The 13694-nt window shown below is 65.9% G+C and carries 8 protein-coding genes and 1 pseudogene; 2 read left to right on the forward strand and 7 right to left on the reverse strand.

Translation table 11 applies throughout. The features are described from left to right. Positions 1-154 precede the first annotated feature (154 nt). The 3 genes from JQ592_RS03800 to JQ592_RS03810 all read right to left on the reverse strand — a co-directional run bounded on the left by JQ592_RS03800 (position 155) and on the right by JQ592_RS03810 (position 3857). On the reverse strand, positions 155-1822 hold the full coding sequence (locus JQ592_RS03800) for a regulator (protein WP_211401565.1): 1668 nt from the start codon (positions 1820-1822) through the stop codon (positions 155-157). A gap of 10 nt (positions 1823-1832) precedes the next feature. Continuing rightward, on the reverse strand, positions 1833-2531 hold the full coding sequence (locus JQ592_RS03805; RefSeq protein WP_211401566.1) for a cysteine hydrolase family protein: 699 nt from the start codon (positions 2529-2531) through the stop codon (positions 1833-1835). Between the two features lie 378 nt (positions 2532-2909). After that, positions 2910-3857, reverse strand: a complete 948-nt coding sequence (locus JQ592_RS03810; protein ID WP_211401567.1) for a hypothetical protein — start codon at positions 3855-3857, stop codon at positions 2910-2912. Between the two features lie 179 nt (positions 3858-4036). Here JQ592_RS03810 and JQ592_RS03815 point away from each other — a divergent pair, with 179 nt between their 5' ends. Further along, positions 4037-7513, forward strand: a complete 3477-nt coding sequence (locus JQ592_RS03815; protein ID WP_211401568.1) for an indolepyruvate ferredoxin oxidoreductase family protein — start codon at positions 4037-4039, stop codon at positions 7511-7513. Between the two features lie 141 nt (positions 7514-7654). Here the strand turns inward: JQ592_RS03815 and JQ592_RS03820 are convergent. From JQ592_RS03820 to JQ592_RS03835, 4 genes and pseudogenes are all read right to left on the reverse strand, one after another. Beyond that, positions 7655-9394 (reverse strand): annotated as a pseudogene (locus JQ592_RS03820) (FAD-dependent oxidoreductase); the annotation flags it as partial. A gap of 50 nt (positions 9395-9444) precedes the next feature. After that, positions 9445-10464, reverse strand: coding sequence for a S1C family serine protease (locus tag JQ592_RS03825; RefSeq protein WP_211401570.1), 1020 nt, complete (start codon positions 10462-10464; stop codon positions 9445-9447). 91 nt (positions 10465-10555) lie between these two features. Next, positions 10556-11005 carry a hypothetical protein gene (locus JQ592_RS03830; protein WP_211401571.1) on the reverse strand — a complete coding sequence of 150 codons (450 nt, stop codon included), beginning with the start codon at positions 11003-11005 and terminating at the stop codon, positions 10556-10558. 9 nt (positions 11006-11014) lie between these two features. Next, positions 11015-12613, reverse strand: a complete 1599-nt coding sequence (locus tag JQ592_RS03835) for a GMC family oxidoreductase (protein WP_211401572.1) — start codon at positions 12611-12613, stop codon at positions 11015-11017. Positions 12614-12813: 200 nt separating this feature from the next. Between JQ592_RS03835 and JQ592_RS03840 the strand changes: the two genes are divergently transcribed. Then, a complete protein-coding gene (locus tag JQ592_RS03840) occupies positions 12814-13602 on the forward strand; it encodes a thermonuclease family protein (RefSeq protein WP_211401573.1) in 789 nt (262 codons plus the stop codon). Positions 13603-13694: the final 92 nt, after the last annotated feature.

Consider the following 13694-nt stretch of genomic DNA (forward strand, 5'->3'; position numbering starts at 1 on the left):
AGATGCGGCTTTGCCGGAAAGGCCCGGACTCGTGCCGGCGCAGGCTGTCCCGTGAGTGGATTGGCCGGCTCGGCTGAGTCGCCGAAGCGTGCGGGACCAAAGGAAACGGCCGGGCAACTCCTCGCCGCCCGGCCGGAATCGATGTCTCGCTTCCCTACTCGGCCGGTGCCGCGTGCATCTCCGGATGCGCGGCGTAGTGCTCGGTGGTGCCGAGCTTGCTGGCCGCGAACAGGCCGGCGGCCATCACGGCGTAGGCGAACGCGACTGCGGGCGTGACGCCGAGGCCGCCTCCGATGCCGACGGCTTCGCCATGCATGAAGCCGAAATAGGTCAGCACCGCGCCGACCAATGCAAACGCCGAGGCCTTCTCGAAGTCGCGCTCGATGATGAAGACGCCGATCGCACCGAGAACGAGGCCGCCGAGGATGGAGCCGCCGCCCATCACCTCGAGGCCGTGATAGAACACGCCCTGCTGCGGCAGCGCGGCGACCGCAGCCGTCTTGACCGCGTCGGCCTTGTCAGCGGCCATGCCGCCGACGGTTGCCGCCGCCGTCATGGTCGAGGCCAGCATGGTGTCGATCTGGAGCTTGGCCCACGCGGCCAGATGCGGCGTCAGCGCCAGCACGATCGCGGGCGCGTGCTTGACCGGCGTGGTCTGGAATGCCTGCGCGCCGATGAGCATGCCGATATAGAGCAGGATCGGCGAGATCGCGACGACCGGTACCAGCGCCAGCAGCACCGAGATGATGCCGAACCAGGAGAGCACCACCACCATGACGCCGGTCGCCGCCGAGTAGCCGATGCGGCCGCCCATCGCCTTCCAGCCGGGATGTCCGATATAGACGGCGTTGATGAAGGGATTGCCCATCAGGCAGCCGATCAGGCTGACGACGCCGTCGGCGGTGAGAACGCGCGTGGTCGGATATTCGTCGCCGGCCGCTTCCGCGCTCTCGACATTGTCCATGGCCTCGACGAGGTCGTAGATGCCGAACGGAATGGCGGTGACCAGGATGATGCCGAGGAATTCGAAGCCGGAGAAGACGTAGCCGACGGCCGGGATCGGCACCGAGAAGCCGAAATTGGCAAAGGCCGCGCCGACGCCGGCGATGCTCAGTCCGCCGAGGCCGAGCCCGAACAGGTTCGAGCCCCAGGCGATGATCATGCCGGCCGCGATGGCAACGAGGCCGGCGGGAATGCCGCGCCAGTATTTCACGCCGCCGAACCAGCTCAGCAGAATGATGGCGAAGCAGACGAGGCCGATCTGCGGCGTCATGTACATCTCGAGTGCCGGCCGCATCGAGATGAAGGTGACGGAGACGCCGGCGAGCGTGCCGAGCAGCGCCGCGCGCGGCGTGATCTTGCGGATGAAGGGCGCGATGAAGCCGCCGATCATCAGAATAAAACTCTGGAAGAACACCCAGACGAGGCCGGCCGACCAACCCTTGAGCGGATCGCCGGTCTTGAGCGTGATCGGCAGCATGATCACAAAAGTGACGATGAACATGTGCGGCACGCTGACGCCCGAGGGCAGCGCGCAGACGTCGTTGCGGCCGGTCTTCTGGGCGAGGCGATAGGCGAGAAATGCATAATAGAAGGTAGAGAGGCACATCATCAGCCCAAGCGCGGGCAGGATGCGGCCGAACACGAGGCTATCAGGCATCTTCAGGACGAAGCGAAGCAGGCCCGTGAGCACCAGCATGTTGACGAGGATGTTGGTGCCGAAGCCGAAAAACGCGTTCCAGTCGCCCGATGTCCATAGTGCCGGCTTGAAATCGGACTTGTTCAGATCAGAACTGCCGGCCGTCCCCGTCAATGTGCTCATGATAATACCCCTATGTGGTCGAAACCTTCATTGCCTCCAGAACTGCGGCTGAATCCGCGACCCAGCCGAAGATGCCGCCCTGGGCCTTGATCATCTTCAGGCCCATCTCGTGAAACTCGGGGAAGTAGGACGCGCAGCCATCCGAAATGACGACGCAGCGATAGCCGCGGTCATTGGCCTCGCGCACCGTGGTGTTGACACACACTTCCGTGGTGACGCCGCACACCAGCAAATTCTCGATGCCGTATTTCTCCAGCACGTCCGTGAGCTCGGTGGCGTAGAACGCGCCCTTGCCGGGCTTGTCGATCACGATCTCGCTGTCGAGCGGATAGAGTTCGGGGATGATGTCGTGGCCGGCCTCGCCGCGAATGAGGATGCGGCCCATCGGGCCGGGATCGCCGATGCGAAGGCTCGGCGCGCCGCGCTCGACCTTTGCCGGCGGCGCGTCGGAGAGATCGGGCAGATGGCCCTCGCGGGTGTGGATCACCAGCATGCCGGTGTCGCGCGCCGCCGTCAGCACCGCGCCGATCGGCTTCACGGCGCGCGCGAGCTGACTGACGTCGTTGCCCAGCGTCTCGCCGAAGCCGCCGGGCTCCATGAAATCGCGCTGCATATCGATGATGAGAAGCGCGGTGGCGGGCCAGTCGAGCTTGATCGGCTCGGGCTCGGCGTTGATGACGCCCGGTGTCGGCTTGGCTGAGTTCAACATGACGCCCCCGCGAGAACTCTCTTTGCCAGGAGTTCTGCAAGCGCCGTGCCATTGTGTACAATTGCGGTGGAGCGCAGATCGCGAGAGAATTTGCTGCGTACTCAGAAGGTTACGCTAGCGATCGACGTCTGCTTATTCCCTGTGCGACGGCTTTGCGACGTGCATTTGCTTAAAGGATGAGCGGCGAAGGACGGTCTTCTTTCCTTCTCCCCTTGTGGGAGAAGGTGGCGCGAAGCGCCGGATGAGGGGTCTCTATCCACGCGCACCAATAGTGAGCGTCACTCGCGGAGAGAGACCCCTCACCCGTCTCGCCGCTATCGCGGCGAGCCACCCTCTCCCACAAGGTCCCACAAGGAGAGGGTAAAGCCTCATCGCTCGTCACGCCCCATACAGCCGCCGATAATCCTCCTCATACGGCGCATAAGAATCCTTCAGCGTCGCCATGTTCAGCAGCATCGTTGCGACCATCGTGCCCGCCTTGTCGAACACGCGTGTCTTCACCCAGGCGCTTTCGGTGCGGCGACTGCCGGAGAGCGCGACCACTTCGCGCTCGACCTCGTACTCCTCGTCGACGAAGAGCGGGCCCTTCACGAGGCGGATCTCCTGATCGGCGAACAGGCCGACGGCGGGTCCCTTGGCTGGCAGCGGATCGTCCTTGGAGCGATACTGGAACAGCACGCTCAGCATCTCCATCGGGATGATCGGCTTGCGCCACGGGTTCTCCCCGCCTGAGTAATACGGCGAGGTCTCGGTGATGACGGCGAGCTTCTGCCTCAGGGAGAACGGATAGAGGTCGCCCATGTTCTGGTCGAACGCCATCCGCACCGTCTGCCGCTTGCTCGTCTGCGCCACCTTGACGTCGCGCAGGATCACGGGATCGGTGAGCGGCTTGAGTTCGGTGAGACGCGCTTCGAGCGCGGTCTGGGCATGCGGTTCACCGATCGAGGCCGTGCCGCGCAATACCTCCGTGCCGTCGCGCTTGATCATCCGGATCTGACACTGGCGCGTGCCGGCGAGAGGCTTCGACAGGATCGCCTGCACCTCCTCGCCCTCGTAGCAGACGCTGCGGTAATGCGCGGACAGGCAGCCGCTCTCGAACCAGGCCTGCCCCCAGAGCCGCGCGCCGAGCGGGGCGAACTGACTGAAATGCGTCGGACCTTCGATGGTGCCGCCCTTGAAACCCAGCTTCTGGGCGGTGGCATCGTCATGGATGGAGGCGTGCGCATCATAGACCTGCGCATGGAGCATCTGGCGCGGCTGACGCCACGGGCCGGTCAGCGCTTCCGCGGTCTCGGTGATCTCAGTCTCGAATGCGTTTGCAGTCATGGCTTCCTCCACAGGCAGCCATGACTAACAGGACCGCCACGGATGCGGCCAGCGATATTGACTTCGCCTGTCCATGCTTTTGACTGGCAACACCCGCTTCGCAAGGCCGCACCTTATTCCGCGGCGCAAAATCCCCGCCAGACCAACCCGCCAGACCAAGAAGAACAAGGACTCCTGAAATGACGCTGATGCAGGTCGAGCTGGACGATAAATACCGGCTCGAATCGAAGCGGATCTTCCTGTCCGGCACGCAGGCGCTGGTCCGCCTGCCCATGTTGCAGCGCGAACGCGACCGGCTTCAGGGCCTCAACACCGGCGGCTTCATCTCGGGCTATCGTGGTTCCCCGCTCGGCATGTACGACCACGCGCTGTGGCGCGCGAAGTCGCATCTTCAGCAACACGACATCGCCTTCGTCCCCGGCCTGAACGAGGACCTCGCGGCAACCGCCGTCTGGGGCAGCCAGCAGGTCGGCCTGTTCCCCGGCGCCAAGGTCGATGGCGTGTTCGGCATCTGGTACGGCAAGGGTCCCGGCGTCGACCGCTCGGTCGATGCGCTCAAGCATGCCAACGCGGCCGGCACCTCGCTCAATGGCGGCGTGCTGGCGCTGGCCGGTGACGACCATGGCTGCCAATCCTCGACGCTGGCACATCAGAGCGAGCAGGTGTTCGCGGCGGCCCTGATTCCCGTGATCAATCCGGCGACGCTGCAGGATTATCTCGACCTCGGCCTCTACGGTTTCGCGCTGTCGCGCTTCTCCGGCTGCTGGGTCGGCTTCAAGGCGATCAGCGAGACCGTGGAAAGCTCGGCCTCGATTGACAGCGACCCTGAACGTATCCAGATCAAGCTCCCTGATGATTTCGAGATGCCGCCCGGCGGCCTCAACATCCGCTGGCCCGATCCGCCGCTGGAGGCTGAGAAGCGCCTGTTCGGCCCGAAGATGGCCGCGGTGCAGGCCTTTGCCCGCGCCAACCAGCTCGACCGCATCGTGCTCGATTCCAAGCCGGCACGGCTCGGCATCGTCGCGACCGGCAAGGCCTATCTCGATCTGCGCCAGGCCCTCGCCGACCTCGGCATTACCGACAAGGACGCGCAGGACCTCGGCCTTCGCATCTACAAGGTCGCGCTGACCTGGCCGCTGGAGGAAAGCGGCGCCAGGCGTTTCGCCGAAGGTCTTCAGGACGTGCTGGTGGTCGAGGAGAAACGCGGCTTCATCGAAGATCAGCTGATGCGCATCCTCTACAACGTGGATGCATCGAAGCGCCCGACCGTCACGGGCAAGCGCGACGAGCGCGGTGCGCCGCTGCTGCCGAGCGAGGGCGAACTGACGCCGACGATCGTTGCCTCCGCCCTCGTCGCACGGCTGCGCAAGCTCGGCCATCACAGCCCGGTGCTGGAGCAGCGCCTCGCGCGGCTCGAGGCGTTCGACAATCCCGTCACCACCAGCACGCCGATCACGCTGGCGCGCACGCCGTTCTTCTGCTCGGGCTGCCCGCACAACTCCTCGACGCGCGTGCCGGAAGGAAGCCGTGCCATGGCCGGCATCGGCTGCCACGGCATGGCCTTGAGCATGCCGACCCGCCGCACCGACCTGATCTCGCATATGGGCGCCGAAGGCGTGAACTGGATCGGCCAGTCGCCCTTCACCACCGAGAAGCACATTTTTCAGAATCTCGGCGACGGCACCTATACCCATTCCGGGCTGCTCGCCCTTCGCGCGGCTTCGGCCGCGGGCATCAACATCACCTACAAGATCCTCTACAACGACGCCGTCGCGATGACCGGCGGCCAGCCGGCCGAAGGCAGCTTCAACGTCGCGCAGATCGCGCACCAGGTCTGGGCCGAGGGCGTCAAGCGCCTCGCGATCGTCTCGGACGATCCAAGCAAATACCCTGAAGGCAATTACTTCCCGCAAGGCGCGACCATCCATCACCGCCGCGAGCTCGATGCCGTGCAGCTCGAGCTGCGCGACATCAAGGGTCTCACGGTCCTGATCTACGACCAGACCTGCGCAGCCGAAAAGCGCCGCCGCCGCAAGCGCGGGCTCTATCCCGATCCCGCCAAGCGCGCCTTCATCAACGAGCTCGTCTGCGAAGGTTGTGGCGACTGCTCGCAGGCCTCGAACTGCGTCTCGGTGCAGCCGCTGGAGACCGAGTTCGGCCGCAAGCGGCAGATCGACCAATCGAACTGCAACAAGGACTTTTCCTGCGTCGAGGGTTTCTGCCCGAGCTTCGTCACCGTGCATGGCGGCAGCCTGAAGCGCATGAAGGCCTCGGCGGTCGATTCCGGCCAGCTGTTCGCCGATCTGCCGCTGCCGCCGGCGCGTGAGCTTGACGGCCCCTACAACATCCTCGTCACCGGCATCGGCGGCACCGGCGTCATCACCATCGGCGCCCTGCTCGGCATGGCCGCCCATGTCGACGGCCGCGGCTGCTCGGCGCTGGACTTCACCGGCCTGTCGCAGAAGAACGGCGCGGTGATGAGCCATGTCCGCATCGCGCCGAAGCCGGAAGATATTTCCGCGGTCCGCATTACCACGGGCGGTGCCGACGTCATCCTCGGCTGCGACATGATCGTCTCGGCCGGCCCGACTGCGCTGAGCCGCACCGAACGCGGCGTGACCAGGGCCTATATCAACGCCGACCTGCAGCCGACCGCGAGCTTCGTGCAAAATCCCGATCTCGATTTCGAGATGGGCGCGATGCAGACCGTGCTGCGCGACGCCGTCGGCGACAAGAATCTCGACATCATCGACGCAACAGGCATTGCCGCCGCGCTGATGGGCGACAGCATCGCGACCAATCCCTTCATGCTCGGCTTCGCCTTCCAGAAGGGCGCGATCCCGCTGTCGCTGGAGGCCCTGCTCCGCGCCATCGAGATCAACGGCGCCGCCATCGAGATGAACAAGCTCGCCTTCACCTGGGGCCGCCTCGCCGCCCACGACATGTCGCGCGTGCGCAGCGTGCTCCAGTTCAAGGCCCGCGCTTCCGCGCCGGCGAAATCGCTCGACGACATCATCGCGACCCGCGCGGAATTTTTGACCGGCTATCAGGACAAGGCGTATGCCGACCGCTATCTCGCCGCGGTCGCCAAGGTGCGAAAGGCAGAGCACGCCGCCTCTCCCGCGTCCACCGAGTTGACGGAAGCCGTGGCGAAGAACCTGTTCAAGCTGATGTCCTACAAGGACGAGTACGAGGTCGCCCGCCTCTACACCGACGGCAGCTTCGCCAAGAAGGTGTCCGAAAAATTCGACGGCGACTTCACGCTGAAGTACCATTTGGCACCGCCGATCTTCGCCAAGCGTGACAAGGCGACCGGACATCTGCAGAAGCAGGAATTCGGCGGCTGGATGATCCACGCCTTCCGCGTGCTCGCCAGGTTGAAACTCCTGCGCGGCGGCGCATTCGATCCGTTCGGTCGCACCGAGGAGCGCCGGACTGAGCGGAAACTGGTCGCAGATTACCTCGACATGATCGACCAGCGGGTCGCCGGGCTGAGAGCGGAGCAGATTCCGCTGCTGGCACGCCTCGCGCGTGTGCCGGAAACCATCCGCGGCTTCGGGCACGTCAAGGAAGCCAATATCAAGCTCGCCGCCGCCGAGACGGCGCGGCTTGAGGCGGAGCTTGAGAACAGCCGCTTTGCGGCGGCGGCGGAGTAAGGGCAAGTCGGCGCCACACACTCGGTGTCATCGCCCGGCTTGACCGGGCGATCCAGTACTCCGAGACGGTTGTGGTTGAGTCGATGGGCCGCGGCGTACTGGATGCCCCGCCTTCGCGGGGCATGACGGTGGAGGGAGTGGCTAGATCGAGGCTGACACGCCGGCGGCCGTCTCACGCGCCACACCACCCTCCGCCAGATGCCGTCCCGCGATGTACCCGAACGTCAGCGCCGGGCCGAGCGTGATGCCCGGCCCGGGATAATTGCCATTCATGATCGAGCCCATGTCGTTGCCGCAGGCATAGAGGCCCACGATCGGCGTGCTGTCCTCGCGCAGCACGCGGGCCTGCGCGTCGACCTTCATGCCGATCGCGGTGCCGAGGTCGGCGGGATAGATTCGCATCGCGAAAAACGGCGCGCGGACGATCGGCGCGACGCAGGGGTTGGGCTTGCGGGCACCGTCGCCGAGATGGCGCTGATAGATGGTGCTGCCGCGGCCGAATTCGGGATCGCGGCCCTCCTTCGCACCGGCGTTGTAGGCCGCGACCGTCGCCGAGAGCGTGGACGGCTTGATGCCTATCTTTGCCGCCAGCTGCTCGATATCAGAAGCCTCAGCCAACTCGCCGCTCGCCACATAGCGCCGGACACTGCGCGTAAACGGCTTGATGCGGCCGAGGCCGTAAGCCCACAGGAATGGACGGTCGCAGATGAGGTAAAACGGCCGATCCGGCTCGCCATTGCCATCACGCAGCATGGCCAGCACGAAGTCATGGTAGGACAGCGCCTCGTTGAGGAAGCGGCGGCCGGCGGCGTTGACGGCGATCACACCGGGCTTGGCGCGATCGGTCACGGTATGCGGGAACACGCCGCGGCTGCCGTCGGCCCGGCGGAACAGCGAGGCCGGCACCCAATAGGCCGGGCTGGTCGCGTCCGTATTGAGCGCGGCGCCGGCCGTGACCGCGAGCCGCAGCCCATCGCCGGTGCCCGACGTGTTCGTCGCCGAGACAAATCCCGCTGCCTCAGGGAAGAAGCGTTTGCGCAAAGTCGCATCGTGCGAGAAGCCGCCGGTTGCCAGCACCACGCCGCGGCGCGCCGCGATCAGGCGGTCACGGGCGCCATGGCGGATCACCACGCCGGCGACGCGATCGCCCTGCATCGACAGATCCTCGACATCCGCGCTGAAGAGGATCTCGACCTGCCGCGCCAGCAAGGAAGCATACAGCCGAGCCGCGAGCGCGTTTCCGAGATGCAGCGTCGTGCCACGCGGGCTGCGGAGCCGCTGCAACGCATATTCGGAAACCAGCCGCGCCGCGCGCAGGGTCGAGCGCAGCGATTTTCCGACACGCCGCAGATGCGGAATGTCGAGCCGGTTGACCATCATCCCGCCGAACAGCGTGAACTCCGGCAGCGGCGCGCGCAACCGCGCGAAAGCCCGGCCAAGCCGGGTGCCGTCGAAAGCCACCGGCTCGAGCACGCGGCCGCCCGATGTTGCGCCCAGCCGTTCCGGATAATAATCGGGATAGACCTTCACGGGCTGGAGCCGCACCTCGGTGTTGGCTTCGAGCCAGGCGACGGCCTCCGGCCCGCGTGCGAGGAAGGCCGCGCGCAGGCCGGCATTGGCTGGCTCGGGTACGGTGCTCGATAGATACTGGACGGCGTCCGTGATGCTGTCGGAAAGTCCCGCGTCTTTCATCTTGGGATTGGCGGGGATCCAGACCATGCCGCCGGACCATGCGGTCGTACCGCCGACAAAGGCGGTCTTCTCGATCACTAGCACGCGCAGGCCTTCGGCGGCTGCAACGGCCGCCGCCGTCATGCCACCGGCACCGGCGCCGATGACAATGACATCGTAGGTCTCATGCGCCGGCATCATGCGGCATGCTTCCCGAAACGAGGCATGACACCGTCATACCCCGCCCGGGCGTCCACGCGCTAGCGTGCCGGCTTGCGCTCGATCGGGTCGATGTCGATCGCCCGCAGGCGGCCGAGCCGCAGCACGTCCATGGCAAGCCGGCGGCCGATCCGGTCGCGGTCGAGGACGCGGATCAGATCGTCGACGCCGTTGATCTCGACGCCGTCGAGCCTGATGACGACGTCGCCGGGCAGCAGGCCCGCCTTGGCCGCCGGCCCATCTGGCTCGATCTGCATCAACAGTGCGCCCATCTTGTTCTCGACGCCGGCCACGACCGCGTGCCGCCGCGGGACCGGCGCGGTCTGCCCGGCAACGCCGATATAGGCGCGGCGGACATAGCCGTGGCGGATGATCTCCGACAGCACGAATTGCGCGGTGTTGCTGGCGACCGCGAAGCAGATGCCTTGCGCGCCGTTGATGATGGCGGTGTTGATGCCGATCACCTCGGCATTCGACGACACCAGCGGCCCGCCGGAATTGCCGGGGTTGAGCGCGGCATCGGTCTGGATCACGTCCTCGATGGTGCGGCCGCTGACCGAGCGGATCGAGCGGCCGAGCGCCGAGACCACGCCGGCCGTCACGGTCGATTCAAACCCCAGCGGGTTGCCGATCGCGATCACGAGCTGGCCACGCCGCAGGCTCTTGGAGTTGCCGAGCGCGGCATAGGGCAAGTCGCGTACGCCATTGGCGCGCAGCAGCGCAAGGTCGGTATCGGGATCGACGCCGAGCACCTGGGCATCGCCGACATGCCCCTCGACGTCGCGCAGCCGGATCTCCTTCGACGTGCCGACCACGTGGCTGTTGGTGAGGACGAGCCCGTCCGGCGAGATCACGATGCCCGAGCCGAGCCCGCCGCGCTCGCGGCCGTTCGGCACCTTGGGACCGGTCTCGACGCGCACGACCGCGGGGCCGACGCGGTCGGTGACGTCGATCACGGCATTGGAATAGGCGTCCAGCAGCGCCCGGTCATCCGCCGGCGCAGCCGCCGCCGTTCGCGATGACGGTGCGTCATCGGCGATATCTGAGGTGAAATCCAGCATGGCAAGAGTCCTTGAGGTTCACACAGATGGTGGCCTGTTCCCTCCAGCGCAAGGGACTCGCCTGGAGCGCAAGGCTGGACTGCCCAAGTGGCTAGGGCGCTCGCCGGAGGCTCACCGGCCTTGCCCTGACCGGATCGAGCAACGACCAGTCGCCGTCCGGGAGCACATGCCCCTTCGGGAACGGCGCACGCAGCTCCAGCCCGAGCGAACTCAGCACGCGGTCGTCGCGGTAGTAGCATTGCAGGACAACGCGGACGAGCGTTGCGGCGGCGCCGCCGCCGGAGCTGCGGAATTGTTGCACGACACCATCGCGCGCGTCGGGCGCGAGATCAGCGAGGGCCATCCCCGCAAGCCGCGCCAGATGGTCGAGCGCCGCCGCGACCGGCCTGGTGTCGCGGCCAAGGGTTGCAAGGATATCGGCCTGGATGATCTCGTCATCGGCGCCGGGGACGCGATATTCCTCGCTCGGTGGAATGATCATCGCGGCGATTGTGCGCAAGTCCTGGCGCTGCCGCGGCGTGAGGGTCATCTGGTCGGACATGTCGGTCCTCTAGTCGAACAGATTGGCGAGGCGCTGCTTCATCTGGTCGGCGATGTAGAGCGCGAGGGCCTGGATCGTGGAGGTCGGGTTCACGCCGCCGGAGGTGACGAAGATGCTGCCGTCGACGATGAAGAGGTTCTTCACGTCGTGCGAGCGGCCCCATTCGTTGACGACGGAGCGCTCGGGATCGGTGCCCATCCGCGCGGTGCCGAGCAGGTGCCAGCCGCCCCAGGGGATCGGCGAGTTGATGCAAATGTCGGTCGCGCCGGCCGTCTCGAGAACCTCCCGGCCGCGGGCGAGTGCATGCTCCATCATCTTCCGGCTGTTCTCGCTGATGGTGTAGTCGATCTTCGGCGCGGGAATGCCGTGGCTGTCCTTCAGGACCGGATCGAGCGTGACGCGATTGCGCTCCTCGGGCAGGTCCTCGCAGATCGCGGAGAAGCCGATCCGATGGCCGTTCAGCTTGCGGAAGACGCGGTGATGATCCTCGCCCCAGGGCAGAATGCCCTTCTGCTCGCTGACGACGGCCTCGAACACCGGCCCTGCCCCGCGCACGAACTGGACGCCGTAACCGCGCACGAAGCCGCGCGACAGGTCCGTGTCATACCACTCCTTGCTCCACAGGCAGGTCGGCGGCGCGCGGTTGGAGTCGGTCGGCTCCTTCACATAGCCGTAAATCTGCGCATAGGGATGGAACATCAGGTTCTTGCCGACGAGGCCCGACGAATTGGCTAGGCCGTTCGGGAAGCGCGAGGACGCCGAGTTCAGCAGCAGCCGCGGCGTACCGACGCCGTTGCAGGCGATGATGACGACATGAGCGGGCTGAAACTGCTCGACACCGTCCTTGTCGTAATAGACCACGCCCGAGGCCATGCCGTTCTCGTCGGTGGTGATCTCGCGCACCCGGCAATGGGTGCGCAGCTCGACCCCGGCACGGATCGCGTGCGGCCAATAGGTGATGTCGGTGGACGACTTTGCGCCTTGCGCGCAGGCCGGCGTGCAATGGCCGAGATTGATGCAGCGCGCCCGGCCCTCATAGTCCATCGTCGCGACCGTGGTGTCCGACGGCCACCAGTGCCAGCCGAGCTTGTTCATGGCCTTGCCGATGATCGCGCCGGACAAGCCCATCGGCTGCTGCGGCATCGGCGGGTGCGTCAGCGGCGACAGCGGATCCCCTGACAGGCCCGACGTGCCCATGATGCGGTCGTTCTCTTCGAAGAACGGGGTCAGCGCGTCGTAATCGATCGGCCAGTCGTCGGCGACGCCGTCGAGCGTCTTCACCTTGAAATCGGAAGGGTGCAGCCGCGGCCAGTGCGCGGTGTACATCACGGTCGAGCCGCCGACCGCATTGTAGTTCACGACCTTGATCGGCGAATTGTCGTCGTTGATCGGATAGTCCTCGGGACGGCCGCGGACATTGGGGCTCGACGACCACTCGCCGTAGAACTTGGCCTCCCAATCCCGGCCAGTGCTCGGATATTCCGCCGGGTTCATCCAGCCGCCCTGCTCCAGGCAGAGAATGTGCATCTTGGTCTCGGCCAGCGACCACGCCACCGCCGCGCCCGATGCGCCGGCGCCGATGATCAGGACGTCCACGGGGTCTTTCATCGCAACCTTTTCCTCCCCCTCGCCGCTTACCGGGCGATTCGGCCTTTCGCGCTCCGCGAGGCCGGCGAACGATAGGGTCAGAGCTGCGGCCGAGTAAAGCCGCGAGGCCGGAATGTCGCACTTCGCAGGGCGCAGACCATTGGTATCGACACGTCCGGATGCTAGGAACAGGGCGCACGAGCAATCGATAGCGAGACCGCATGTCCTTCCGAAATTTCTTTGCCGCCGCCCGCGCTTTTGCGCTCGTTTTATTTTTCGTCTTCTCCGGATTTCTGGCGTCTGCCGAGCCGGCCTCCGCCCTGACCGCCGCGGCGACGGCCCGCGACGGCAATTCCATCCAGCTCGGCGACGTCACTTACCGGCTCGACGGCGTCGACGCGCCCGAGCTGGACCAGGTCTGCATCGACGATCACGCCGATCCCTGGACCTGCGGCATCGAGGCCCGCGACCAGCTGACGAAACTGATCAACAAGCGCTCCGTGCGCTGCGACGATGTCGGGCCGGAAAAGAGCTTCGGCAAGCGCCACCGCGCCATCTGCACGGCCGAGGGCGACAAGGCGACCTTGAACGAGCAACTGGTCAAGCTCGGCTATGCCATCGCTCGCGAGCCGATCAAGGCGAACGTCAAACCGGCGGCGGCTGAGGCGAAGACGGCCGCCGCCGGGATCTGGAAGGGCTGCTTTGTTGCGCCGCAAGAATTCCGCAGCGGCAAGAAGGACGGTGCACTGCTGGGCGCGGCCTGCCGCTCCGATCGCGACAAGGAGATCCGCGCCGTGCTGTTCCCGGACGAGCTGACGATGCCGCCGAGCTGCAGCATCAAGGGCAAGCTCGCTGTGCGTGCCCGCGTCACCGGCAATATCGGCATCTATCATTTGCGGGGTTGCCCGAGCTATCCGGCGACCACCAAGCCGGACCGCTGGTTCTGCTCCGAGGACGACGCCCAGGCCGCCGGCTTCCGCAAGGCCTATAATTGCCGCCGGCCAAAGTGAACATTTCCTTCACGCACGCGTGAGTGGTAGTCCGAGACCGTATTGATCCGGAATTGAACTTCGTCGGGAGTTGCTGCACTTATCAGAGTGCG

Origin of the sequence: Bradyrhizobium iriomotense (assembly GCF_018129405.1) — a bacterium.
In the GTDB taxonomy this organism is placed as follows: Bacteria; Pseudomonadota; Alphaproteobacteria; order Rhizobiales; family Xanthobacteraceae; genus Bradyrhizobium; species Bradyrhizobium iriomotense_B.

Bases quoted from the DNA above. Each gene is read 5' to 3' on its own strand.
- JQ592_RS03835 (WP_211401572.1), bottom strand. From the start codon at position 12,613: ATGAAAGACCCCGTGGACGTCCTGATCATCGGCGCCGGCGCATCGGGC.
- JQ592_RS03840 (WP_211401573.1), top strand. From the start codon at position 12,814: ATGTCCTTCCGAAATTTCTTTGCCGCCGCCCGCGCTTTTGCGCTCGTT.
- JQ592_RS03805 (WP_211401566.1), bottom strand. From the start codon at position 2,531: ATGTTGAACTCAGCCAAGCCGACACCGGGCGTCATCAACGCCGAGCCC.
- JQ592_RS03825 (WP_211401570.1), bottom strand. From the start codon at position 10,464: ATGCTGGATTTCACCTCAGATATCGCCGATGACGCACCGTCATCGCGA.
- JQ592_RS03810 (WP_211401567.1), bottom strand. From the start codon at position 3,857: ATGACTGCAAACGCATTCGAGACTGAGATCACCGAGACCGCGGAAGCG.
- JQ592_RS03800 (WP_211401565.1), bottom strand. From the start codon at position 1,822: ATGAGCACATTGACGGGGACGGCCGGCAGTTCTGATCTGAACAAGTCC.
- JQ592_RS03815 (WP_211401568.1), top strand. From the start codon at position 4,037: ATGACGCTGATGCAGGTCGAGCTGGACGATAAATACCGGCTCGAATCG.
- JQ592_RS03830 (WP_211401571.1), bottom strand. From the start codon at position 11,005: ATGTCCGACCAGATGACCCTCACGCCGCGGCAGCGCCAGGACTTGCGC.